21 protein-coding genes are annotated in these 23,366 nt (G+C 69.5%); 5 read left to right on the forward strand and 16 right to left on the reverse strand.

The window, feature by feature from the left end; all coding sequences use genetic code 11:
* Positions 1–48: 48 nt before the first annotated feature.
* From ABZ195_RS10120 to ABZ195_RS10140, 5 genes are all read right to left on the reverse strand, one after another.
* Positions 49–1,752, reverse strand: a complete 1,704-nt coding sequence (locus ABZ195_RS10120; protein WP_355217228.1) for a hypothetical protein — start codon at positions 1,750–1,752, stop codon at positions 49–51.
* 101 nt (positions 1,753–1,853) lie between these two features.
* Positions 1,854–3,464 carry an ABC transporter ATP-binding protein gene (locus tag ABZ195_RS10125; RefSeq protein ID WP_355217230.1) on the reverse strand — a complete coding sequence of 537 codons (1,611 nt, stop codon included), beginning with the start codon at positions 3,462–3,464 and terminating at the stop codon, positions 1,854–1,856.
* Positions 3,461–4,351, reverse strand: coding sequence for an ABC transporter permease (locus ABZ195_RS10130; protein WP_355217232.1), 891 nt, complete (start codon positions 4,349–4,351; stop codon positions 3,461–3,463). Before ABZ195_RS10130 ends, ABZ195_RS10125 begins: the two co-directional genes overlap by 4 nt.
* The gene (locus ABZ195_RS10135; protein WP_355217234.1) at positions 4,348–5,304 is read right to left on the reverse strand and encodes an ABC transporter permease; all 957 of its coding nucleotides are present in this window, start codon (positions 5,302–5,304) and stop codon (positions 4,348–4,350) included. Before ABZ195_RS10135 ends, ABZ195_RS10130 begins: the two co-directional genes overlap by 4 nt.
* Complete coding sequence (locus ABZ195_RS10140; protein WP_355217236.1) at positions 5,301–6,824, reverse strand: ABC transporter substrate-binding protein; 1,524 nt, start codon at positions 6,822–6,824, stop codon at positions 5,301–5,303. The genes ABZ195_RS10135 and ABZ195_RS10140 overlap by 4 nt, the downstream gene beginning before the upstream one ends.
* Positions 6,825–6,935: 111 nt before the next feature.
* Here ABZ195_RS10140 and ABZ195_RS10145 point away from each other — a divergent pair, with 111 nt between their 5' ends.
* The 3 genes from ABZ195_RS10145 to ABZ195_RS10155 are packed head-to-tail and all read left to right on the forward strand — an operon-like array spanning position 6,936 to position 9,643.
* Positions 6,936–7,715: a prolipoprotein diacylglyceryl transferase family protein gene (locus ABZ195_RS10145; RefSeq protein ID WP_355217855.1), complete on the forward strand. Its 780-nt coding sequence runs from the start codon at positions 6,936–6,938 to the stop codon at positions 7,713–7,715.
* Positions 7,712–8,077 (forward strand): hypothetical protein, encoded by a 366-nt coding sequence (locus tag ABZ195_RS10150; RefSeq protein ID WP_355217238.1) that lies wholly within the window; start codon positions 7,712–7,714, stop codon positions 8,075–8,077. Before ABZ195_RS10145 ends, ABZ195_RS10150 begins: the two co-directional genes overlap by 4 nt.
* Positions 8,078–8,086: 9 nt before the next feature.
* Positions 8,087–9,643 (forward strand): radical SAM protein, encoded by a 1,557-nt coding sequence (locus ABZ195_RS10155; protein ID WP_355217857.1) that lies wholly within the window; start codon positions 8,087–8,089, stop codon positions 9,641–9,643.
* 3 nt (positions 9,644–9,646) lie between these two features.
* Here ABZ195_RS10155 and ABZ195_RS10160 read toward each other — a convergent pair whose 3' ends face one another.
* The gene (locus ABZ195_RS10160; protein ID WP_355217240.1) at positions 9,647–10,252 is read right to left on the reverse strand and encodes a TetR/AcrR family transcriptional regulator; all 606 of its coding nucleotides are present in this window, start codon (positions 10,250–10,252) and stop codon (positions 9,647–9,649) included.
* Positions 10,253–10,342: 90 nt separating this feature from the next.
* Here ABZ195_RS10160 and ABZ195_RS10165 point away from each other — a divergent pair, with 90 nt between their 5' ends.
* Positions 10,343–11,500, forward strand: a complete 1,158-nt coding sequence (locus ABZ195_RS10165; RefSeq protein ID WP_355217242.1) for an alpha/beta fold hydrolase — start codon at positions 10,343–10,345, stop codon at positions 11,498–11,500.
* Positions 11,501–11,505: 5 nt separating this feature from the next.
* On the forward strand, positions 11,506–12,507 hold the full coding sequence (locus ABZ195_RS10170) for an NADP-dependent oxidoreductase (RefSeq protein ID WP_355217244.1): 1,002 nt from the start codon (positions 11,506–11,508) through the stop codon (positions 12,505–12,507).
* On the opposite strand, the gene ABZ195_RS10175 is transcribed toward ABZ195_RS10170, so the two are convergent.
* Genes ABZ195_RS10175 through ABZ195_RS10220 form a run of 10 tightly spaced genes read right to left on the reverse strand, consistent with a single transcriptional unit; the run spans position 12,504 to position 23,352 of the window.
* Positions 12,504–13,172 carry a GntR family transcriptional regulator gene (locus ABZ195_RS10175; RefSeq protein ID WP_355217246.1) on the reverse strand — a complete coding sequence of 223 codons (669 nt, stop codon included), beginning with the start codon at positions 13,170–13,172 and terminating at the stop codon, positions 12,504–12,506. The genes ABZ195_RS10170 and ABZ195_RS10175 overlap by 4 nt on opposite strands.
* A complete protein-coding gene (locus ABZ195_RS10180; RefSeq protein WP_355217248.1) occupies positions 13,169–14,779 on the reverse strand; it encodes an ABC transporter substrate-binding protein in 1,611 nt (536 codons plus the stop codon). Before ABZ195_RS10180 ends, ABZ195_RS10175 begins: the two co-directional genes overlap by 4 nt.
* A gap of 14 nt (positions 14,780–14,793) precedes the next feature.
* Positions 14,794–15,786 carry an ABC transporter permease gene (locus ABZ195_RS10185; RefSeq protein ID WP_355217250.1) on the reverse strand — a complete coding sequence of 331 codons (993 nt, stop codon included), beginning with the start codon at positions 15,784–15,786 and terminating at the stop codon, positions 14,794–14,796.
* A 5-nt stretch (positions 15,787–15,791) separates the two neighbouring features.
* Positions 15,792–16,652, reverse strand: coding sequence for an ABC transporter permease (locus ABZ195_RS10190; RefSeq protein WP_355217252.1), 861 nt, complete (start codon positions 16,650–16,652; stop codon positions 15,792–15,794).
* Positions 16,649–18,229, reverse strand: coding sequence for an ABC transporter ATP-binding protein (locus ABZ195_RS10195; protein ID WP_355217253.1), 1,581 nt, complete (start codon positions 18,227–18,229; stop codon positions 16,649–16,651). The genes ABZ195_RS10190 and ABZ195_RS10195 overlap by 4 nt, the downstream gene beginning before the upstream one ends.
* Complete coding sequence (locus ABZ195_RS10200; protein WP_355217255.1) at positions 18,222–19,097, reverse strand: polysaccharide deacetylase family protein; 876 nt, start codon at positions 19,095–19,097, stop codon at positions 18,222–18,224. Before ABZ195_RS10200 ends, ABZ195_RS10195 begins: the two co-directional genes overlap by 8 nt.
* Entirely contained in the window at positions 19,094–20,602 is a 1,509-nt protein-coding gene (locus ABZ195_RS10205) for an amidohydrolase family protein (protein WP_355217256.1), read from the reverse strand. Before ABZ195_RS10205 ends, ABZ195_RS10200 begins: the two co-directional genes overlap by 4 nt.
* On the reverse strand, positions 20,599–21,294 hold the full coding sequence (locus tag ABZ195_RS10210) for an aspartate/glutamate racemase family protein (protein ID WP_355217258.1): 696 nt from the start codon (positions 21,292–21,294) through the stop codon (positions 20,599–20,601). Before ABZ195_RS10210 ends, ABZ195_RS10205 begins: the two co-directional genes overlap by 4 nt.
* Positions 21,291–22,181: a carbohydrate kinase family protein gene (locus ABZ195_RS10215; RefSeq protein WP_355217260.1), complete on the reverse strand. Its 891-nt coding sequence runs from the start codon at positions 22,179–22,181 to the stop codon at positions 21,291–21,293. The genes ABZ195_RS10210 and ABZ195_RS10215 overlap by 4 nt, the downstream gene beginning before the upstream one ends.
* Positions 22,174–23,352 carry an SIS domain-containing protein gene (locus tag ABZ195_RS10220; protein WP_355217261.1) on the reverse strand — a complete coding sequence of 393 codons (1,179 nt, stop codon included), beginning with the start codon at positions 23,350–23,352 and terminating at the stop codon, positions 22,174–22,176. Before ABZ195_RS10220 ends, ABZ195_RS10215 begins: the two co-directional genes overlap by 8 nt.
* Positions 23,353–23,366 lie beyond the last annotated feature (14 nt).

Consider the following 23,366-nt stretch of genomic DNA (forward strand, 5'->3'; position numbering starts at 1 on the left):
ATGGCCGCCGAGTCCTCGGGACTCGGCGGCCATCGTTGCTTCTGCTGCCTAGTGCAGTGGGCGTTGGCGGCGACCCATGAACACCGCTAGCGCGACGGCGCCGATGCTCAGCGCACCACACGCCACGGCCACCGCAATCAGGTAGACGTCACGCTTGTTCATCCCGGACGGCGACTCGTCCGAGGCCAGCGTCAGCTGGTAGTCCCCCGGCAGCGGCCCGGGCCGCGGGTCGTCCAGACCCGGGAACTGCTGGGTCTTGTGGACCTCGAAACTGCGCTCGCCACTGGGCGTTTGCTTCCACTGCCCCCACGCGGGGGTGACGCCGTCGAGGAGCACCTTCTGCTCGCCGAACTGCTGGTCCGGACCCACGTCGACGATCTTCGACACTCGGAACGGCTGGTAGGTGGCGTCGGGATAGCGCACCTGCACGGGCACGTTGGAGTAGTTCACCAGGGCCGGCGGCGGAGGCGGAAGCGGAAGCCCGACGCCGGGGAAGAACCCGCCGCCGAAGAAGCTGCCCACCGCGACGTTGACCGCCTGGTTGATGGTGTTGGTGACCACGGCGGTGAAGCTGTACGCGGCGTACTGCGCCACCTCCAGGACGATCCTGCCCAGCGGCGGGATGAACGCCACCCGCGGCGCATTCTGATAGACGTAGACGATGCGCACCGGGTCGCGGTAGGGGTTGCTCAGCACCGGCCGGTAGTAATCGTCGTACTGCACCCAGTCCGGACGCCACTGCCGGACGTTGCGATCCCACCCGCCGGCGAGCCGCACCTGGTCGTCGTCGCGACGGCGGTTCAGGTCCAGCGGATCGAGGTCGCGGTTGGGCAGGTCGATGATGCGCGCGACGTTCTGGATGTCTTGCGGCGCGGCGACGGCGGGCTTCTCCTCCACCACCTTGGCGGTCTTGGCGGCCTGGATGTCGGCTTCGGGCGCCTCGAGGGTTTGCGGCGCGACCTTCTCGATCACCTTCGGGAACGCCGCGGCCGACGACGAGGAGTCCGACGAGCTCGACTCCGAGGACTTCCGCTCGCCGCCGTTGCCGGCCGACGAGGATTCGGTGGACGAATCCGACGACGACTCAGCGGCGCTCGAACCCGGCGTCGCGGAGCTCGGCGACGTCGAGGACTGAGGGGGGGACTCGGGGGACTCGGACTGCTCCGAGGGCTTGGACGGTTCGGTCCGCGCCTCGGTCGAGCCGCCCGGGGTCTCCGGGGCCGGGCTGGACGACGCCGCCGATGGGCTGCTCCCCGGGGTCGGGGTCGCCGCCGGGGACGACGACTGCGCCGGGGCGCTGGTGGCCGCTGGCGTGGACGTCGTCGGGCTCTTGGTCGTCGACGTCACGGGTGCCTCGCGCTGCGGGGCGGGCGCGGCGCTGGTGGCCGCGGGTTCGGGCTCCGGTGCCGGCTCGGGGGCGACGGGCTGCGGTGCGCGGGTCTGCTTGGGTGCCTCGGCGGTCGGTTCGGCGGTCGGCTGCACGACGACCGGCGGCGCGTCCGCGGTGGGCGCGGGCGCCTCGGCGGCGGGGGCCTTCTCGACGGGCTTGTCCGGCTTGGCGGGTTGCTCCTGCGGGGCCTGGGGCGCCGCCGGCTCCGGCACGATCGTCGTGGTCGGCCCCGACGGGTCGTCACCCGGCTTCGCGAAGGCGGGGGCCACCCCGCCGGTGAGCGCCGTCAGGGAGATCACCATGCCGGAGGCCAGCACGGCGCAGGCGGTACGCGTATGACAAATCTTGAACGGTGCACCCATCGTGCGTCGACTCCTTATGATCTACTCCCCCACCCACCGGTCACAGACCGGTGACCACTGCATGAATCCCTACCTAGGACATCGCTGTGACGACGGATCCGTTACACCCGGGGACGGGTCGGCGGCACCGCGGCGAGCAAGGCCCAGGTGTACTCGTCGCGAGGCTCGGCGAACAGTTCCGGGGCGGGGCCATACTCCACCGAACGTCCCTCCCGCATGACCAGGACGTCATGGCTGACCTGCTGAATCACGGCCAGGTCGTGGCCGATGAACAGGAAGGTCAGCGCGAGCCGGTCCTGCAGGTCGGCCAGCAGCTCGAGCACCTGAGCCTGCACCGACACGTCCAGTGATGCCGTGGACTCGTCGAGGATCAACAGGTCGGGTTCCAGCGCCAGCGCCCGGGCGATGCTGACCCGCTGCCGCTGACCGCCGGACAGCTCGTGCGGGTACCGCGCGGCGAACGCCGTCGGCAGCCCGACCAACTCGAGTAGTTCCCCGACCCGCGCGCGGCGGGCGGCCTTGCTCCGCGCCAGACCGTGCACCACGAGGGGCTCGCCGATCGACGCGGCGACCGGCATCCGCGGGTTCAGCGACGCGAACGGGTCTTGCAGCACCAGCCCGATGCGCCGGCGCAGGGACTTCTCGTCACGTCGGCTCACCGCCAACACGTCGACGCCGTCCAGCCTCACTCGGCCGGCGTCGGGCCGAACCAACCCGGTCAGCGCCGCGGCGACGGTCGACTTCCCGGATCCAGACTCCCCCACCAGCCCCAGCGTGGACCCGCGGCGGATCCGGAACGACAGGTCCTGCACGGCGTGCACGGTCGACCGGCCGGCCGGGGTGCTGACCGGTAATCGCACGTCGAGATCGGACACGTCGAGCAGGACGGGCGCGTCGTCGGCCACCGGCGGCGGGCCCTCGGACCCGATCAGCGGTCGCGCCTCCAGGAGCCGACGGGTGTAGGACTGCCGAGGATGGTCGAACACCTCCAGCACGGGAGCCTGCTCGACCACCCCGCCGTCGTGCAGGACGGTGACGTCGTCGGCGACCTGTCCGATGACGCCGAGGTCGTGGCTGATCCACACCACGGCCGTGCCGAAGTCGCGCTGCAGATCCCGGATCAGGTCGACGATCTGTGCCTGGGTGGTGACGTCGAGGGAGGTGGTCGGCTCGTCGGCGACGAGCAGTTCGGGGTCGCATGCCAGGGCGATCGCGATCATCACCCGCTGGCGCTGGCCGCCGGACAACTGGTGCGGGTAGGACCCCAACCGGTCCTCGGGGTTGGGCAGGCCCACCGCTTCCAGGAGATCCAGCGCCCTAACCCGAGCCTCCCGGCGCGTGGGGTGGCGGTGCGCCTCCAGGGATTCGGTGATCTGTCGTTCCAGGGTCAGCAGCGGGTTGAGCGAGGTGCCCGGGTCCTGGAAGACGAATCCGATCCGGCCGCCGTGCACACCGCGCAGCGTGCGCGGGGCCGCGCCGACGAGCTGCACCGAATCACCTTGTCCGGCAAGCACACTGGACCCCGATACGACCGCACCGGGTGCATCGAGCAGCCCCGTCGCCGCGAGCACCGTCATCGACTTCCCGGAGCCGGATTCCCCGACGATGCCGAGGACCTGCTCGCGTCGAACCTCCAGCGACACTCCGCCGACGATCTCCCGGCACCCGATGCGGACGCGGAGGTCCTCGACCGTCAGCACGGATCCGCTCATTGGCTCCTCCGCGCCTCGGCCAGCGTGCGCTGTTTGGGGTCGAGGACGTCGCGAAGTCCGTCCCCGACGCAGTTGAAGGCCAGCACGATGACGAAGATCGCCGCGCCGGGGAACACCGCCATCCACCACGCCAGGGTCACGAACCCCTGGGAGTCGAAGATCATCCGTCCCAGGGACGGCTCGGGCGGCTGGATGCCGAGGCCGAGGAAGGACAGCGCCGCCTCGGACAAGATGGCGAACGCCAACGACAGGGACGTCTGGACGATCAGGGGTCCGGCGACGTTGGGCAGGACGTGGCGCACCAGGATGTAGCCATGCCCGGTACCCATGGTGCGTGACACCGCGACGAACGGTTCCACCCGGACGCCGAGGGTGCTGGCGCGGGCGACGCGCGCGAAGACCGGCGTGTAGACCACGCCGATCGCCAGCATCGTGGTCGTGACGCCTGGCCCGAGGACGGCCACGATGGCCAGCGCGAGCAGCAGCACGGGAAAGGCGAACATGACGTCGACGACCCGCATGACGACGGTGTCCAACCAGCCGCCGCGATACCCGGCCACCACCCCGACGGTCACGCCGACCACGGCGGCGAACGCCACACTGACGATCGCCACCTGCATGGAGGACTGGATCGCGACGAGCACGCGCGAGAACACGTCGCGACCGAGTTCGTCGGTGCCGAACCAGTGCGCACCGTTGGGACCGCGCAGCGCGCTGGGCACGTCCACGTCGTTGATGCCGTAGGGAGCGAGCCAGGTGGCGCCGATCGCGATCAGCGCCACGGCCAGCAGCACGACCGCACTCGCCAAGGTGACGGGGTTGCGCAGCAGGAGCCGGAGCGTTCCGACCCGCCCGGTCGGCGTCTCGTCGACTGTCGGTTCGGTCATGACAACCGGATCCTCGGGTCGACGACCGCGTAGAGCAGGTCCACGACGAGGTTGACCGCCAGGAACAGGACCGCGATCAGCAGTACCGCACCCTGGATCACCGGATAATCCCGGGCGGCAACCGAGTTGAACACCAGCCGGCCCAGACCTGGCCAGGCGAACACGACCTCCACCACGATCACGCCGCCGAGGATCGTGGCGAGTTGGATGCCGGTGATGGTGAGGATCGGCACCAGCGCGTTGCGCACGGTGTGACGCAGCGTCACCACCCTGGGCGAGAGTCCCTTCGAGCGGGCGGTGCGCACGTATCCCATTGCGGCGACCTCGAGTACGGCCGACCGCACGTAGCGCGTCAGGATCGCGGCTGCGACCAGACCGACGGTCAGGCCGGGCAGGACGAGGTGGCTCAGCCAACCACCGGGATCGGTGAGCAGCGGCCGGTATCCCGAGGTGGGCAGCCAGCCGAGCGTGGTGGAGAACAGCGCGATCAACAGGATGCCCATCCAGAAGTCGGGTATCGAGACGCCGAACTGACTGGTGACACGCACGACGACGTCGGCGACCCGGCCCTCGCGCAACGCCGAGTAGACACCCGCCGGCACGGCGATCAGCAGCGCGACGACGATGCCGAACACGGCCAGCGACGCGGTCGCGGGCAGGCGTTCCAGCAGAATGCCGGTGACCGGTTCGCCGTTGCGGAAGCTGACGCCCAGGTTTCCGGTCAGCGCCGAGCCGACATAGCCGAAGAACTGTTGCAGCAGTGGGCGATCCAGCCCGCTCGCCGACCGCAGCGCATCGTAGGCCTCCGGGGTGTAACGCGTCCCCAGTGCGATGCGGACGGGGTCACCGGGCACGAGTTGGACGAGGGCGAAGACGACGACCAGCACGCCGAGGAGCACCACCAGCGAGTAGGCGAGGCGGCGGGCCAGGAAGACGAGCAGCGGCCGGCTCATTGCGTACCGCCCGCGGCCAGTGTGGCCGTCCGGAACCGGATGGCGCCGTCGCGGCGGGCCTCGTAGCCCGACAGCCTCGGCGTCCAGGCCTGGATGACCGACGGGTTGTAGAGGTAGATGTAGCTGACCTGATCGGCGATGATGGTGGCCGCCTGTGCGTAATCGCGTTGGCGCCGTTCGCGGTTGGTCTCGACTCGTCCGGCGTCGAGCAGTCGGTCCACGTCGGGATTGGAGAACTTCTGCGCGTTGTTGGCGCCGCCGGTGTGATGCTGGGCGTAGTAGAAGTCGTCGGGGTCGATGTTGCCGAGCCACCCCAGCATCAACATGTCGAAGTTGCCGGAGTTCTGCTCGTCGAGCCAGGTGGCGAAGTCGACCGTGCGGATGTTCACGGTGATGCCGAGCCCACTCAGGTCATCGGCGATCACCTGCGCCGCGGTGACCGTCTCCGGGTACTCGCTGGTGACGAGCAGGTCCATCCGATCCGGGTGGGCGCCGGCCTCGGAGAGCAGCCGCTTGGCCTGGTCGACGTCGTAGCGGTACTCGTCATACGGCGTATACCAGGGATTGCCCTTGGGAATGGCCAACTGGTTGGCGGTGGCACTGCCGTAACTGGTGGCCTGCAAGATCGACTGGCGGTCGATGCCGTAGGCGATGGCCTGGCGAACCCGCGGGTCGTTCCACGGCGCCTTGGCCTCGTTGAGCGCCAGGTACCAGTAGTCGTTGCTCGGCGTCACCGCCAGGTGCAGGGAGTCGTCATCCTTCAACTGCGAGAGACGTTGCGTGGGAACCGAATCGGTCCAGTCGATCTCCCCGGCCTGCAGCGCCGACAATGCCGTCGACGGTTCGGCGATGAACTGGAACGTCACACCGGGGATCTTGGGTGGGCCGCCCCAGTAGGACGGGTTGGCCTTCAGGACGATGGAGTCCCCGCTCTTCTGCGAGACGAAGGAGAACGGGCCCGTTCCGACCGGATGGGTGGCGATCTGACCGCTCTCGACGTTCTTGCGGGAGACGATCGCCATGCCCTTGAAACCACCGATGTTGGTGAGCAGGTTGGGCGTTGGCCGTTTCAGGCGTATCACGACGGTGCGGTCGTCGGGGGCGGTGACGTCGGCGACGCTGCTGAACTTGTCCACGTTGGAGAGCTTCTCGTCGATGATTCGCCGATAGGAGTACACGACGTCGGCGGCGGTCAGCGGGCTGCCGTCGTGGAAGCTGACGCCGGGGCGCACGCGAAACGTCCAGGTCAGTTGGTCGGGCGACACCGTCCACGATTCGGCGAGCGCGGGCTTCATCTCGAGGTTGGCATCGGGCTCGACGAGGGTGTCGAACACGTTCTCCAGCACCTCGAACGAGAGGTACGCACTGGTCTTCTGCGGGTCGAGTTGGTCGGGTTCCCCGGCGATGGCGGCGATGAGATTGCCCGAGCCCTGCCCCAGGTCGACGCGCTGAGCGGGTGCGCACGAGACGGCGACGAGAGCGGCCACGACGACGGAGACGACTGCCCGCAGAGGTCGCATTGGCGTCGACTACCCACTGCGGCGGGATCGCACACACGTCGTACCGAGCCCGGTCCGGCGTTCGGCCCACGGCCGCCGGGGCGGCGCACTACCGTAGTCCACATGGGGGTGATGACCTGGCACGTCGGCTGGTTCGACGTTCCGGTCCACGGCGTGTTCGTCGGTCTGGGCGTCCTCGCCGCCAGCGTGGTGTTCGTGCTGGAGGCCAAACGTCGTGGGGCGCTTGGCGAGGAATCCCTGGTGGCGGTCACCGGCGCGCTGGTCGGCGGGGCCCTGGGGATGCGCTTCTCGGGCCTCGTCGAGCACCTCGATCCCCGCCTGAACCCCACCCTCGCGCAGGCCTGGGCCGTCGGCTCCCGAAGCATCCTCGGCGGACTGCTGGGTGCTTACGTCGGCGTGCTGGTCGCCAAGCGAATCATCGGGTACCGCGGCAAGACCGGTGACCTGTTCGCGCCCGCGGTCGCACTGGGCATGGCCGTCGGTCGCGTCGGCTGCCTTCTCACCGAGGCCCCCGGCCGGCCGACCGGCCTGCCGTGGGGCGTTCACGCGCCGGCCAGCACACCGCAATGCCCGGGCTGTCTGACCGGGCAGGCCATGCATCCGTCGTTCGCCTACGAGATCGCCTTCCAGCTGGCGGCATTCGGCGTGCTGCTGTGGTTGCGCTCGCGCGTGACCCATCCGGGCGAGCTGTTCGTGCTCTACGTCGCGGCGTACTCGGTGTTCCGTTTCCTGGTCGAGTTCACCCGTGCCAACGAGACGGTCTGGCTCGATCTCACCCGGCCCCAATGGTTCCTGCTCGTCAGCCTGGTCGTCGTCGGATTCCGGCTACACCGCGGCTACCGCCGCGGTTACTACGAGGGACTCACCAGAAGGCAGAGGGTTGCGACATGACCGGTCCCCCGTTCGACCCACCGCCCCCGCCCGGCTGGCGTCCACTACCACCACCACCGAATGACGGCGGCACGGTCGCCGGTCTCGCCGTCGTCGGGGTTCTGCTGTACGGGGCGGTCAACCTGGTCGTCGGATTGGTGGTACTGGTCATCGCCTCGGGCCACGGCGGCGCCGTCGTGGGGGTGGGCGCGGCGATCTTGGCGCTCATCGCCTTCGGCGGCGGTGCGGGACTCATCGCCCTACGGCGACCGTGGACCAAGGGCCTCGGAATCGGGCTGATGATCGGCTGGGCTCTGCTGTCCATCACCACCGTCGGCTACTGCACCGGTCTCAATCCCGAGATGTACACCGGAGGAATCTGAGTCATGGGCATGCCGCTGCGCGACGATCGAATCCTCCGCTACGTCACGGCGTTCTGTCCGCATTGCCATGCCGATCGACCGGACCGACCGCTGGCCGAGGTCGCCCGGCTCTCGGGGTGGCTGGCCGCACGCGACGACGGGGTCTGGCTCGAACGGGCCTGCGCCACCCACGGTCTGGTCCGGACGATGTACGACGAGGACCCGGAGATCCTCGCCTACCTCGAGGAGTGGACGGCCCCGACCAAGACCCACACCCCCGACGTGGCGGGCAACTTCGACCCCGTCCCGTCGGCGTACCTGCGTGGCTTGCCCGAGATGCAGACGCAGCACACCTGCATCCTGCTGACCGACGTCACCGAGGCCTGCAACCTGCGGTGCCCGACGTGCTTCACCGAATCGGGTCCCGAGTTGCACGGGATCGTGCCCGTGGCCGACATCCTCGCCAACGTCGACCAGAGGTTGCGCCGCGAGAACGGCAAGCTCGACGTGGTGATGCTCAGCGGCGGGGAACCCACCGTGCACCCCGGTCTCGCCGAGCTGCTCGACGGCCTGGTGCAACGCCCCGTCACGCGAATCCTGGTCAACAGCAACGGTCTTCTCATCGCGCGGGACGACGAACTGCTCGACCTGCTCACCCGTCACCGCGAACGCGTCGAGGTGTACCTGCAGTTCGACGGCACCTCAGCCGAGGCGTCGCGGCACCACCGCGGCGGCGACCTGCGCCGGCTGAAGGCACACGCCATTCGGCGGCTGTCCGAACGCGAGATCTTCACGACCCTGGTGATGACGGCGACGCTCGGCGTCAACGACGACGAGATCGGTGACGTCGTGACACTGGCCCTCGACACTCCCTACGTGAGCGGAGTGTCCGTGCAACCGCAGTTCGGTTCCGGGCGTTCGGGAGTCATCGATCCGATGAACCGACTCACCCATACCGGTGTGCTCAAGCGTCTCGGTCCGCAGACGGGTGGGTTGGTGCAGTGGCGCGACCTGACCGCGCTGCCCTGCTCACATCCGCACTGCTGCTCGGTCGGATACATGATCCGCGACGACTCCGAGCAGTGGCGTTCCTTGACCGCCCTGATGGGACACGACCGGCTCAAGGAGAACCTTGGGCTGGTGTCCAACCGCATCGCCGACGCCGAGGTGCCGCGCGAGATGCGCCTGGCCGTGCGCGAGTCGCTGCTCGGCCTGCTCTCCGAGCAGTCCTCGCTGTCGCATCCCAGCATGGGCGAGGTATGGCGAAGCATCTGCGAGAGCTGCGATCTGGGGCTGTCGACACTGCTGACGCTGGCCGCCTCGGGCTTGCCGGGCCGGCATCGGCGGCTGCGGCGCATGCTGGGTGAGCGGGTCGTGCGGATCACCGTGAAGCCGTTCATGGACGTGTCCACGATGATCGAGGAACGGCTCACCCAGTGCTGCGTGCACGTGGGCACCCGGTCCGATCAAGACCAGTGCGCGCCGTTCTGCGCGGTGCAGGCATGGAATCCGCTTGGGCGACAGCGGTTGTCGGCCGCGGTCAGATCGGGCTCGCTGAGCCCGCTGCCGTTGGTGGAGATTGGCTGACGATCAGGCCGACAAGAGGCCGGCCCGCGCCGCGTTGAGCGCCACACCGACGGCGCGGCTGATCAGGGCCTCGTCGATGGGATCACCGGTGGTGACCATCCGGTAGAACAGCGGCGCCCGGAACGCGGTGAGAAGTGCGTCGGCGTCACATGTCTCGGGGAGCTCGCCACGGTCGACGGCTCGTCGGACGATCGGGACGGCGCGCAACCCCTGGTGGTCGAAGTAGCGCCGGGTGGCCTCACTGAGCCGAGGCGATCGCAGACCGCTGGTCAGGACGAGTGCCACGACCTGGCGCCCGACACCGTCGTTGAGCACCTGCGCCAGTTCGCGACCGAGTGCCACCAGGTCGGTGTCGATGCTGCCGGTGTCGGGAACCGGCAGCGCCTCCTGGGACCAGGTGGTCAGGGCGTCCAGCAGCAGGTCGTCGAGGGTGGGCCAGCGCCGGTAGACCGTCGTCTTGTGCACGCCGGCGCGCGACGCGACGGCTTCCATGCTCAGGGCGGCGTACCCGCTTTCGGCGAGCTCGTCGAACGTCGCGGCGAGGATGGCCTGACGCACCCGGGCGCTGCGTCCACCCGTCCGCTCCCCACGGTTCACCTGCCGATTCACCTCAATCGCTCCTACTTGTTGCTTTTATTGCGCAGACCTGGCACCGTGACTTTATCGCAACACTGAGTTGCGATAAAGGAGGTTGCCGACGTGCGCGTCGTGTTCGAGACCGACGAGTCCTTCTCCTTCGAGACCCTGCGCGCCCTCGGTTACGCCGTGTACGGCGGCGCCGACGTCGGCGAGATCCTCACCGCAGCGCAACGCATCACCCCCGGTGACGGCGAGTCCTGGTACCGGGAATGGCGGGCGTTGGCCGATCGCGTCGCCGACACCGCCGACGCCTGCGCGTCGGCCGGACACCCGGTCAGCGCCAACAGCGCTTACCTGCGCGCGTCGAACTACTACCGCACCGCCGAGTTCTTCCTTCGCGACGATCCCGCGCACGACCCACGGGTCGTGGACACCTCGGCCCGCGCCATCGCGGCCTTCCGCAGTGCGCCCGACGTCCAACGACAGTGGAGACACGTGCGGATCCCCTACGAAGGCGTCGATCTCGACGGCTACTACCTCGCCGTCACCGGCGGCGAGCCCGGGCCCACCCTGGTGGCGCACGGCGGCTTCGACTCGACCGTCGAGGAGATGTTCTTCACCGTCGGGGAGGCCGCTCGACGCTACGGGTGGAATTGTCTGATCTTCGAAGGTCCCGGCCAGGGCAGCGCGCTGCGTCACCACGGCTTGACGTTCCGCCACGACTGGGAGGCCGTCGTCACCCCGGTCGTCGACTTCGCCCTCACCCTGCCGGGCGTCGAGGCCAATCGCCTGGCCCTGCTCGGCATGAGCATGGGCGGCTACCTCGCACCACGCGCTGCCGCCTTCGAGCACCGCCTCGCAGCGTGCATCGCCTACGACGGGGTGATCAGCATGGCCGACGCCATGCCCACCACCGATGCGGCGGAGATGGACGCGCTGATCGCCGGCCGAAGCCACGCGCCGACCTCCCTACGGTGGATCCTGTCGAACGCCATGTGGGTGTTCGGCGTCGCCAGCGGAGCGGAACTCCTCGACGAGGTCGCCCACTACGACCTGACCGAGGTCGCCAGCCGGATCACGTGTCCGACACTGATCTGCGAGGCGGAGAACGACCAGTTCTTCGAGGGCCAGCCCGCCCGGCTCTACGAAGCCCTCGACTGCCCGAAGACGTTCCTGGCCTTCACATCCGAGGAAGGTGCGGGTGAACATTGCCACGAAGGAGCGCTGACATCGTTCCATCAGCGAATGTTCGACTGGCTCGACGACACGGTGAGGTGACCGCGATGAAGGCGATTCGACTGCACGAATTCGGCGGCCCCGAGGCCCTGCGCTACGAGACGGTGCCGACGCCGACCGTGGCGCCGGGCGAGGTGCTGGTAGCCGTGCACGCCGTCGGCCTCAACCCGCCCGACTGGTATCTGCGCGACGGCTATCGGCAGCAACACCTGCCCGCCGACCTGGTGCCGTCGATCCCGCTGCCCGCCATTCCCGGATCGGACGTCTCGGGCGTGGTGGCGGAGGTCGGTGCCGGCGTCGACGGCTTCTCGGTCGGTGACGAGGTCTTCGGCATGATTCGCTTTCCCAGCTTCGGCGACAGCGCCGCCTATGCCGAATACGTCTGCGCCCCAGCGCCGGATCTGGCGCCAAAGCCCTCCGGCGTCGACCACGTGCAGGCCGCGGCCGCCGCGATGTCCGGGCTGACCGCATGGCAGTTCCTGGTCGACGTCGGCCACGACGCTCCGAATCCGCTTCAGGCGCAGCCGCATCGACCGGTTCCGCTCGTCGGTCGCCGGGTGTTGGTCAACGGCGCCGCCGGCGGCGTCGGACACCTCGCCGTTCAGCTGGCGAAATGGCGCGGCGCCCACGTGATCGCGGTGGCCTCCGGCGGCCACGAGTCGTTCCTACGCGACCTCGGCGCCAACGAGGTCGTCGACTACACCGCGGTGCGTCCCGAAGAGGTCGTCGGCGATCTCGACCTCGTCGTCGACGCCGTCGGCGGACCCACCACCGGGCGCTTCCTCCGGACTCTGAAACACGGCGGGGCGCTGTTTCCCGTCTTCCCCGGCTTCACCGACTACACCGCCGCCGCCGAGCGGGGAGTCACCGTCTCGATGACCCAGGTCCGTTCGGACGGAGCGCGACTCGCCGAGCTCGGCCGCCTGCTCGACGACGGCACCGTGCGCGTCGCCGTCGACTCCACCTTCCCCCTCGCCGACGCCGCGGCCGCCCACGAACGCGCCGCCGAGGGACACCTGCGGGGCAAGCTCGTCCTGACCGTGACCTAGGCGAGCCGGCCCCGCATCGCCTCGAACGTCGGCAGCCGGTCGCGCTCGATGTGGGCATAGGCCACCGATTCGGCGACCCGCTCGTTGCCGGAGGCGATCGCGTCCCGAAGCAGCACGTGGTCGTGGAACGCCTCGTCGGCGGGCAGGCCGCTGGTGAGGAAGAACAACCAGGTGATGCGGCCCGAGATGTTCTGCATCAGCGTCGTCATGAGCGCGTTGCGAGACACCTCGATGACCGCCTCGTGAAAGGCGGTGCTGGTTCGGGCGATTGCATAGGCGTCCCCGTCGGCGACCGTGCGCTGCGCCTGTTCCAGCGCCTCGTTCAGCGCGTCGAGCGGCCCGCCCATGCCGACCTCGCGCGCCGCGAGCCGGGCCGCCCCGACCTCGAGGGACAGCCGCACGTCGAACAGGTCGTCGATGGCCTTGGCGTCCCACTGGGCCACCACGGCGCCCCGGCGCGGCCGCGACTGCACGAAGCCGTCGCGCTCGAGCCAGGGCACCGCCTCCCGCAGCGGAACGCGAGATACGTTGAGCTCCTCACCGATTCGCTGCTCGGGCAGGCGGCTGCCTTGCGGATACTGCCCGAGGATGATGCGCTCCCGGACCGTGGAGTAGACCAGCCGGGACAGCGACGGCGCAGGTTCGTCGGGCTCGGTTGCAATCACCCCCCGATGCCGAGCAACGAGAAGTTCAGCTCGTTGGCTCCGATGTTCTGGCTCTGCGGCACCCCCGTGAGCCACTTCTGCGCCACCACCCAGTCCTTGTTGTGCGACAGGTTCAGGAAGCATCCGGTCTGCCCGTACAGGTCGCCCGCCTTGACGTAGGTGGCGGTGTCGCCGGTGCCCAGGGCCTGGTTCAGCAGATCGTTGACCTCCGTGGACTGGCACCCGAAGTAGTTGATGCCACCCGAGGCGTCCCAGAACACGTGACCCCACATGTACGGGTCACCGCCGTCGGGTCCGTTGTTGCCGTCGATGAAGGCGTCGGGTCCGCTGGGTGGGTTGTTGATCCAGCCGAACACCGTCGAGGTGTCATACCCCTGCGCCGTCGCGGTGATCCCGTCGGTCTGCAGGTTCGCCACCACCAGGTTGGCCATCGACTGCGCGTTGACGTTGCCGTTGGCGTAGCCGATCACCAACGTCTTCGGGGCATTGGGCGGCAGCGCGGCGACGTAGGCCTTCAGCACTCCCGCGTCGTAGCTGATCGCCTGCCGGTCGGCATCCCCCGGGATCATGCCCTTGGCGTACATCGTGGTCGCGACCTCGGATCGCTTGCCCAGCACCTGATTCACCAGCTTGGCCTGGTCGATCGACTTGAGGAAGGCCACCCTCGCCTCAGGGGTCTTGAAGAAGTCGTGGCTGGAGTTGACCGTCACCAGGGCGCCCTGCAACGTCGGCAGGAAGTAGTTGGCGACCCCGTCCTTGGACGCGTACTTGTCCAGGCTGGACGACGGCAGCGCCGCCACGATGGTGTCGACCGTACCGCTGTCGAAGGCCAGCTCGAGCGCCGATTCGTCGGTGTAGACCGGCAATTCGATCTTCTTGAACGGGGACTTCGGGCCCCAGTAGCCGTCGAACTGGGTCATCTCGTACTTGACACCGGTCTGCGCGGTGGTCAGCTGGTACGGCCCGGTGCCCAAATCGTGTGAGGACAAATAGGTTTGGGCGTCATCGGAGCCGGCATTGGCCTTGAGCCCTTCCGGTGACTCCATCTTCGGGCCGAACGGCGAGGCCAGATAGCTCAGGAAGGCGGTGTTCGGCTTGGTGAGCGTGATCACCGCGGTGTAGTCGTCCGGAGTGGCGACGCTCTTGACCGCCTCGACCATGTAGGCCGCGCCGCCCTTGACGGCGATGCGCCGCTTGAAGGCGACGTCGACCGCGGCGGAGGTGAACGGGGTGCCGTCGTGGAACTTCACCCCCTTGCGCAGGTGGAAGGTGTAGACGTCGTTGCCTGGGTTGACCTCCCACGTCTCGGCCAAGCGAGGCGCGATCTTCACGGCCTCCGTGTCGTTCTGGTACTGCACCAGACCCTCGTAGGCGTTGATCATGATGGCCGTGCCGTTGTTGGCGTAGTAGACGTCGGGGTCGGGCGGCTGCCCGATGTCGCCGAGCAGACCCACGGTCAGCGTCCCGTCGGTGGGGGCCGCCCCACCTCCGCCGCCCCCGCCGCCGGTGGGCGTACCAGAGCTACAGCCCGCCACGACGAGAGTGATCGCGGCACAGGCGGCGACGCCTCGAAAACCCGGGCGGGTGATCTTTCGGTGTTCGGACATGGCGGTGCTCCTTCTCATTCGGCGGCTATGCGGGGGTCGGCGATCGCTTGCAGCAGGTCGACGACGACGTTGGACAGGACGTAGATCGCACCCAGCACGAGCGTGACGCCGGCGATCGCCGGGAAGTCGGCGACCGGGATGGACGCAGCGAGGTAGTTGCCGATGCCGGGCCAGGAGAAGATCTGCTCGACGACGACCACGCCGGCGAACATGAATCCGAGTTGCAGTCCGGCCATCGACAGGGCCGGGCCGATCGAGTTGCGCACCACGTGGTGGATCACCACCCGGGTCTCGCTCATGCCCTTGGAGCGGGCCGTCCGGACGTAGTCGACGCCCAGTACGCCCTGCAGGGACGACCGGAACACCCGCCCGATCGCGACCGCCGGGGCGATGGCCAGCACGACCGCCGGCAGGACGAGGTGTTTCAGCGCGTCCGCGACGGCGTCGGCCTGCCCGTGAATCATGGTGTCGACCAACTGCATCCCGAACGGCCCGGGATCCTGGAAGTCGCCCACCCCGCGGGCCGGCAGCCAGCCGAGCTGTCCGAAGAACACGATGATGCCGACGAGCGCGAGCAGGAACGGCGGCGCGGTGGCCAGCAGCAGCAGGACACCGCGGCCCACCGAGGCGCCTGGCCACCGCAGCGCCCCCGACAGGGCGTAGAGCGTGGCCAACGCCAGCGCGATGAGGAACGCGATGACGACCAATTCGGCCGTCGCCGGCAGATAGGTGGCCAGGTCGGCGGTGACGGGTTGGCGGGTGCGCAGCGACCGACCGAGGTCTCCGGTGAACAGTCCGCCGACGAACCGCGTGAACTGTTGCAGCATGGGATCGTTGAGGCCAAGGCGTTGCCGCTCGGCGGCCACCATCTCGTTGGACGCGTTGGCGCCGACGTAGGCGCGGGCGGGATCGCCGGGCGACACCGACTGCAACAGGAAGATCACGAACGAGAGGATCAGCAGGATCAGCACGGCCGTCGAGAACCTGCGGACGAGGAAGGACGTCATCGCCGTTACCTCCGAACCGGAATGAGACTGCGGATGGCGTCGCCACCGAGGTTTGCGATCAACGTCAGCAGCAGTACCGCCAAACCGGGGATGCCGGGCACCCACCACTGGCTCAACAACTGCGAGAGCGTGCGGGCGGTGTCGGCGCCGAGTTCCGGTGCGGGAGCCTGCTGCCCGAGGCCCAGGAACGACAACGCCGCCAGCAGCAGCACCACGTTGCCGATGTCCAGGCTCGCGGTGATCACCGCGGTCGGGACGACGCCGGGCAGCAGATGCCGGGTGAGGATGCGCCGGCGGCCGGCCTTTGCAAGCCGGGCGGCCTCGACGTGGGGACGGGCGGCCAGGGCCTTGACCTCGCCGCGCACGATGCGGGCGTAGTACGGCCACCAGACCAGGGCCACGCCGACGAGGGTGTTGGTCAGACCCGATCCCAGGGCGGCGACGATGGCGATCGCCACCAGGGCGCCGGGCAGCGCCAGGAACAGGTCGGTGATCCGCATCAGCAGCACCGAATCCACCCAGCCGCCGGTCGCGCCGGCGATCAGACCGACGGTGCCGCCGATCAGCAGTCCGCTCGCCACCACCACCAGCGCGCTGAGCCAGCTGACCTGGATGCCGATCAGCGTGCGGGACAACAGGTCCCGACCGATGCCGTCGGTGCCCAGCAGATGGCCCGGGCTCAGCGGAGGCAGGTTGAGCGCACCGACGGGCTGAATCGGGTCGTATGGCGCCAGCGTCTTGGCGAACAACGCCACCAGCGTCACCACGACGAGCAGACCGACCACCGCCCACGCCACCGGCCGAGCCAGGTGCGCTCCCCCGATGGCGACGGGCTTGAGCCGCCAGCGCGGCACCAGCGTGGTCATGCGATCTCCGGGACCGCGGCGAGCAAGGTTTGGGTGTACGGGTCGCGCGGTTCGGAGACCACCTGTTCGGCGGGACCCAGTTCGACGACGCGACCCGACTGCATCACCGCGATGCGGTCGCCCATGAGGCGCGCGACGGCGAGGTCGTGGGTGACGAAGAGGACCGTCATGCCGAGCCGCGCGCGCAGGTCCCGGATGAGGGCGAGCACGCTCTTGGCCAGCGACGCGTCCAGCGCGCTGGTGGGTTCGTCGCACAGCAGCACCGCGGGCGGGATCATCGTCGCGCGGGCCAGTCCGACCCGCTGGCGCTGGCCGCCGGACAGCTCACCGGGTCGGGCCTTGGCGACCTCGGGTGGCAGGTCGACCGCGGCCAGCGCCTCGGTGACCCGCTGCGCGACGTCGTCGCGGGAGAGCTTGAGTTCGCGCAACCGTTCGCCGAGGGTCTCGCCGATGCTCAACCACGGGGTCAATGACGAACCCGCGTCCTGGAAGACCATCTGCGGTCCGCCGTCGCCGGCCAGTTCCACCGATCCCGACGTCGGCCGTTCCAGCCCGGCGACCATCCGCAGGAGAGTCGACTTGCCCGAACGGCTCTCCCCCACGATGGCCAGCGCCTCGCCGGAGGCGATCTCCAGATCGACCCCGCCGACTGCGGTGATCTCGTGGCGACGGCGGCCCCGGCCCACCCCGAAGGTCTTCGTCAGGCCGCGGATCGACACGGCCGATTCACCTGACGCCGTGCCGGTTTCGGACGTGGTGAACCTTTCGTCGCGCGGCGTGGTCAGAGTGAGCCTCGACGCGAGCAGCGACCGCGTGTACTCGTGCTGCGGTCGGCGCACCACGTCGGCGGCGACACCGACCTCCACCAGCTCACCGTGGTGCAGCACCGCGAGCCGGTCGGCGATCTGATCGGCCACCCCGAGGTCGTGGGTGATCAGCAGCACCGAGCAACCGAAGTCGGCGCGCAATTCACGCAGCAGATCCAGCAGCTGCGCCTGCACGGTGACGTCGAGTGCGGTGGTCGGTTCGTCGGCCACGATCAGGCGCTGACGCGCGAGCTTGCCCTCACCCTTGTCGGCCACGGCGATGGCGGCCATCACCCGCTGCCGCAGTCCGCCCGAGAGTTCGTGCGGGTAGACGCGCAAGCGCCGTTCGGCGTCGCGCACCCCCACGGTCTCCAGCAGCCTCACCGACTCCGCGTCGTCACCAGTGGCCTCACCGATCTGCCTGCCGATCCGCATCGTCGGGTTGAGCGAGGTCATCGGGTCCTGGAAGATCGCACCGAGCACGTCGCGACGCACGCGCCTCAGCTCGTCGCGGCCGGCGTGCAACAGGTCGACTCCGCCAACGGTGATCCGGCCCTCGGTGACGGGATGGGACTCCGGTGGAAGCAGTCCCAGGAGGCCGAGTGCGAGAACGCTCTTGCCCGATCCGGACTCGCCGACCAGCCCGAGGATCTCCCCCGGACGGATCTCGAGGTCGACGTGGTGCAGCACCTGGCTGCGAACGCCGTTGCGCACCAGTGACACCGAGAAGTTCGCCACCTCCGCCACCGGAGCCACCGTCGCCTCACTCACCGAAGGACTCCGGATGCTCGACGACGGCGCGATGAATCTGGCGTGGCGTGGTCAGCCACACGCCGTCGGACGCGGCGATGCGCTCCAGCGCACGGCTGACCGCGCGCAGCCGGAACGGCACCCCGCTGATGAAGGAGTGCAGGACCACGCTCATCACCAGCGGCCTGTGCTCGGCCGCGGCGTGCAGCTCGGCGAACTCGTCGTCGATCATGTCGGCGAAGTCACGGGGCAGAACACTGCGGCCCACCATGGTCGACGAGTCGTTGAGCTCTGCGGCATACGGGATGGCCAGCAGCGGACCCGATTCGGTGCGCAGCCACACGGGCTGATCGTCGAACCGGAGGTCGAGGAGATACTCGTACCCGGTGTGGGCCAACAGCTTCAGGGTGGCCGGAGTATGCGTCAGCCACGGACTGGACCATCCGCCGGGCGCTTGGCCCTCCTCGGTACGGATGCGTTCGGCGACGTCGGCGAGATAGGCCCGTTCGCCCTCAGGCGTCAGGCCCGACAGCGAGTCGGAGTTGGAGCGGCCGTGGCCGACGATCTCGGCGGAGACCTTGCGGGCCGCCTCGACCACGTCGGGTGCCTCGTCGTAGACGTCGGTGTTGAGCAACACCGTCGGCGGAATGCCAAGGCGCCCCAGCAGATCGAACAGCCGGAATGCGCCGACGCGATTGCCGTAGTCGCGCCACGCGGTGTTGACCAGGTCCGGCGCGGGCACGTCGGCGAGCACGTCCTCGGTGTGGCCGGCGCCGAACCGGTAGGACTCCACGCCGACGCAGACGACGACGGCCAGCCGAGCGCCGTTGGGCCACGCTCCGCGGGGTCGCGCCGGCAGGGGGCTGTACGCGTAACCGGCGGGGTTCACGGCACCAACCAGCGGCTGAAGCCGACGTCGGTGGCCGCGGCGCGGCGCACGACGTGTTGATAGGCGGGCATCAGCTCGGCGGCCTCGCCCCGGGCCCGCGCAATGGCGGGCAACTTCGCGGCGAAGAGCTCGCGGGCCTCGTCGAGCAGCGCGGTCTCGTCCACGCTGACGACGTGCCCGTTCTCGGCGACGACGCGGCCCGCCACCATGGTCAGTACGACTCCGCGGCCGTCCTCGCAGTGCACCAGTTGCTCCCGTAGGTCGTTGAGTGGGGTGAACGCAATCGAATGAAGGTCGACGAGCGCGAGATCGGCGAGCCGGCCAGGGGCCACCACGCCGAGGTCGTCGGGCCGCCGGGTGGCACGGGCGCCGCCGGTCCACAATGCGTCGAGAACCTCAGTGGCGGTTGGCCATTCGTCGCTGTCGAGTCCCGCGACGTTGTGGATCAGCCCGGCGGTCTTCGCGACGGTCCACACGTTGACCGAGTCGTCGCAGATGGCCTCGTCGGTACCGAGGGCGACGGGGATGCCGCGGTCGATCATCGCCCGCCACGGCAGCACCCCGCTGCCGAGCCTCAGGTTGCTGACCGGGTTGTGCACCACGGTGGAGCCGGCGGCCGCGATCACGTCGAGATCGGCGTCGTCGACCCAGACGGCGTGAATCACGTTGGTGTGCGGCTTGAGTAACCCCGCGGCGGCGGTGTAGCCGACCAGGGATCGGCCGGCGAACCGCGGCTGCTCGGTCATCAGGGTGCGCTGCACCTTGGTCTCCAGCATGTGGGCGTACAACGGAAGCCCGTGGCGCTGGGCCAGATCGTCGAGGGCGGCGAAGTACTCGAGGCTGACGCGCTGCGGCGCCGAGATGGACACCGCGGCCCGGATGCGGTCCTCCGCGGCGCCATGCCAGGTGCCGATCAGGTGGTCGTAGGCCTCGAGCAGCTGGGCCGCCGGCGCGGGGGCCGGCGCACCGAAGGCGCGTCGGGCGGCGTCGTCGAGCTCGTCGACGAAGGGAAGCTTCTCGGCCTCGGTCAGCTCGGGTTGATCCAGCGCCAGGAAGGCGCGAATTCCGCTGTCGCGGTATGCCGACGCCACCGCGTCGACGATCTCGGGATCGGGGAAGGGCATCAGGAACGCGTCGTCCTGCACGCAGGTGATGCCGCGCTGCAGCATCTCGACGGCGCCCAGCATGGTCCGCAGGTACGCCTCTCGCGGCGTCGGGGCGAGGGCGGGGTCCGACGGCGACTCGAAGAGCATGAACAGCTCGAGCGGGAGGCTCCGCACCGAGCCCTTGAGATGGTTTGCCGGCGAGTGGAAGTGGGCGTTGATCAGACCCGGCAGCAGCAGGTGCCGGCCATCGCCCTCTACGATCCGGGTGCCGGGTGCGGCCGGCAGCTCCGGGCCGATCGCCCCGATCCGGTCACCGTCGACGAGTACGTCGACGGGCCCGGTCATTCCCGTCGGGGCGTCGGCGTCGTAGACCAGCACGCGACGAAGGAGCACGCTCACGGCAGCTCCACCGGGGCGAAGGTGCTGGCACGGGAGGTGTTCAGGCCCATCGCCACCAGACCGGTGGCGATGCCGACCGCCGCCGCGACCCCGTCGACGACCGGAACCCCGAGCGCCTGGGACAGCGGACCGACCAGGTCGGCGAGCCCGGCGCAGCCGAGCACGACGGCCTCGGCGCCGTCGTCGGCCATGGCAGCGCGGGCCGCCTCGGTGAACGCGTCGAGCAGATGGGTCGAGCCGCCGACCAGGTCGGCCACCGGTACGTCCACCGCGACGACGCGGCAGCGGTGTTCGAGACCCAGCGCCCGGATCACCCGGTCGCTGTGGGCGATCGTGCGGGCCGGCAGCGTGATGACCACGAACCGATGCGCGATGAGGCACGCGGTCTGCAGCGCGGCCTCGGTCATGCCGACCACCGGACACGTCGCCACCTCGCGGGCGGCGTCCACACCGGTGTCACCGAAGCACGCGATGACGTAGGCATCGGTGTCGGCCTGGTGCTCACGCACCTGACCGAGCACGCCGACGGCGGCGATCGCCTCTTCGGCATGACTCTCCACGCTGGGCACGCCGTCGGCGGGCTGTACGCCGCGTACCGCCACGCTCGGACCGCACACCCGTTGAGCCGCAACGGCGATGGCGTCTGTCAGCTCGACGGAGGTGTTGGGGTTGACGACGGTGATCCTGGTCATCGGGGGACCCCGCTACTCTCCTCGACCGCGGCCAGCAGTGCGCTGACGCCGGGTCCGCTCACCGCGACGCGGGCCGCCGCCGCCCCGACCCGCGCGGCGGCGACGGCGTCGCCACTGCGGAGGTGCTCGACGGCGAACGCGCCGCAGAACGCGTCGCCCGCACCGGTGCTGTCCACCGGGGTGACGGCGTCGGCGGGAACGACGACGGGTTCGGGCCGCTCCCGGGTGGCGACCAGGCAACCCGCCTCGGCGCGTTTGATGACGACCACGCGTGGCCCCACCGCGAGGAAGGTCGCGGCGGCGGCCTCCAGATCCGACGTGCCGGCCAGGGCGGCGGCTTCGATCTCACTGGGCAGGAACACGTCGCAGGCCCGCACGGCCTCGGTGAGGGCGGCCTCGTTGCCGGCCACGTAGTCCTCCTGCGGGTCGAAGTAGATCGTCGCGGCGGTTCGGGTGCGCAGCCACGCGGCCAGTTCCAACTGCGGGCGCAACGCCATCGCCGACAGCAGCACTCCGTCGGCGGTCAGGGCGTGGGGCCCGACGTCGCCCGGGAACACCGAGAGAGCCTCGAAGTGCTCCTCGCCGCGGACCAGGTCCCATACCCTGCCGCCCGCGGCGTCGTAGTGAATCACGTTGCGGATCAACGGAAGATCTCGAGTCGGCAGCGACGCCGGATCGGTGCCGGCGGACCGGATGGCGGCCAGCAGCGCAGGTGGTGCGTCGGTACCCAGCGGGGCGAGCAGGATGGAGCGGCCGCCGGCCACCCTTGCGGCCAGGGCAGCGAAGAGGGCGTCCCCACCGACGGACTCGACCCGCTCCCCGGTTGGGGACACGGCTTCGTCGACGGTGAGGTTGCCGACGCACACCAGGGTCGGCGACTCAGGCATCGCGCTCCGCCGCCGCGTAGCAGCTCAGCCCCAGGTGGTAGCCGACCAGCTGGGCGACGAGCAGGTAGAGCAGCGGCGAGAGCTGCTCGGGCACCGACGGCATGGTGATCACGGTGGCGTCGAACTCGTCGAAGGCGTGCTCGCCGTCGGTGGTGGCCACGTAGAGCCGGCCACCCCAGCGCAGCGCGTCTCGGGCGGTGTCGACCGCCCGTGGCACCGACGGACCGGTCGGCGCGACGAGGAACAGCGGCTCGCCGGCCTTCTGAGAGTTGTAGTGGTGGTATTCCTCGACCTGAATCTCGGCGGCGTGCAGCGTCGTGCACTCCTTGACCTTGGCGGCGCCGACGATCGCGGTGGCCAGATTCGGCCCCGCACCGGAGAACAGCACGTTCCGAACGCCCGCGGCGACCTCGGTCTCGGCGATCTCGGCGACGAGCGGGTCGACCCGCTCGAGCACCTCGGCCATCAGGTCCGGCAGGGCGTCGAATGCCGTACGCAGGTCGGCCGCCCGCTCGGGGACCCGACGCTCCCCGATCCGGATGGCGAGTTCCAGTAGCAGAGCCAGTGCGGCGGTGGAGGATTGGGTGGGCCAGCCGACGCGGGTGGCGTGGATCATCAGCGACGTGGTGGCCTCGGATTGCAGCGTCGACCCGGCGGTATTGGTGATGGCAACGGTATACGATCCGCGATGTTGAGCCATCAGCAGCGCTTCGACGGTGCGGGTCGTCTCCCCTGAACTCGACAGGGCCACCACCGCGGTTCGATCGTCGACGAGAGTGCCCTGGTAGTAGGCGAACTCGAGGCTCTGCACTGGCTCACACGGCACCCCGAGCATGGCCTCGAGCGCCTGCCGGGCGGCCACCATCACGGCGAGCGAGTCACCGCAGCCGACCAACACCACCCGGTCGACCCCGGTGACGAGACGGTCGGCGACCATATCGAGTGCGGATGCATTGGACAGCAACGTCTCTCGGATGGCTTGGGGCTGGCCGAACAACTCCGGGCCGGTCGCCTGCACCCGGAAGCGCAACTTGGCGTCCAGTGGGTCGTTGGTGGGCAGGGCCAGGATGTGAGCGCGCTCGGCGTCGGAGACCCGCTGCACGACCGCGCGCTGACGCGGGTCCAACGGGCTGGAGGTCGATTCGAGCAGCGGGCTCACGGGGGTGCTCATGAGAGGCAAGGGCC

Origin of the sequence: Mycobacterium sp. NPDC006124, assembly GCF_040614235.1 — a bacterium.
Lineage (GTDB): Bacteria > Actinomycetota > Actinomycetes > Mycobacteriales > Mycobacteriaceae > Mycobacterium.

What these genes read in the sequence shown, in the direction of transcription:
- ABZ195_RS10120 (WP_355217228.1), bottom strand. Translation starts at nt 1,752, where the DNA reads ATGGGTGCACCGTTCAAGATTTGTCATACGCGTACCGCCTGCGCCGTG.
- ABZ195_RS10125 (WP_355217230.1), bottom strand. Translation starts at nt 3,464, where the DNA reads ATGAGCGGATCCGTGCTGACGGTCGAGGACCTCCGCGTCCGCATCGGG.
- ABZ195_RS10130 (WP_355217232.1), bottom strand. Translation starts at nt 4,351, where the DNA reads ATGACCGAACCGACAGTCGACGAGACGCCGACCGGGCGGGTCGGAACG.
- ABZ195_RS10135 (WP_355217234.1), bottom strand. Translation starts at nt 5,304, where the DNA reads ATGAGCCGGCCGCTGCTCGTCTTCCTGGCCCGCCGCCTCGCCTACTCG.
- ABZ195_RS10140 (WP_355217236.1), bottom strand. Translation starts at nt 6,824, where the DNA reads ATGCGACCTCTGCGGGCAGTCGTCTCCGTCGTCGTGGCCGCTCTCGTC.
- ABZ195_RS10145 (WP_355217855.1), top strand. Translation starts at nt 6,936, where the DNA reads ATGACCTGGCACGTCGGCTGGTTCGACGTTCCGGTCCACGGCGTGTTC.
- ABZ195_RS10150 (WP_355217238.1), top strand. Translation starts at nt 7,712, where the DNA reads ATGACCGGTCCCCCGTTCGACCCACCGCCCCCGCCCGGCTGGCGTCCA.
- ABZ195_RS10155 (WP_355217857.1), top strand. Translation starts at nt 8,087, where the DNA reads ATGCCGCTGCGCGACGATCGAATCCTCCGCTACGTCACGGCGTTCTGT.
- ABZ195_RS10170 (WP_355217244.1), top strand. Translation starts at nt 11,506, where the DNA reads ATGAAGGCGATTCGACTGCACGAATTCGGCGGCCCCGAGGCCCTGCGC.
- ABZ195_RS10180 (WP_355217248.1), bottom strand. Translation starts at nt 14,779, where the DNA reads ATGTCCGAACACCGAAAGATCACCCGCCCGGGTTTTCGAGGCGTCGCC.
- ABZ195_RS10185 (WP_355217250.1), bottom strand. Translation starts at nt 15,786, where the DNA reads ATGACGTCCTTCCTCGTCCGCAGGTTCTCGACGGCCGTGCTGATCCTG.
- ABZ195_RS10190 (WP_355217252.1), bottom strand. Translation starts at nt 16,652, where the DNA reads ATGACCACGCTGGTGCCGCGCTGGCGGCTCAAGCCCGTCGCCATCGGG.
- ABZ195_RS10210 (WP_355217258.1), bottom strand. Translation starts at nt 21,294, where the DNA reads ATGACCAGGATCACCGTCGTCAACCCCAACACCTCCGTCGAGCTGACA.
- ABZ195_RS10215 (WP_355217260.1), bottom strand. Translation starts at nt 22,181, where the DNA reads ATGCCTGAGTCGCCGACCCTGGTGTGCGTCGGCAACCTCACCGTCGAC.
- ABZ195_RS10220 (WP_355217261.1), bottom strand. Translation starts at nt 23,352, where the DNA reads ATGAGCACCCCCGTGAGCCCGCTGCTCGAATCGACCTCCAGCCCGTTG.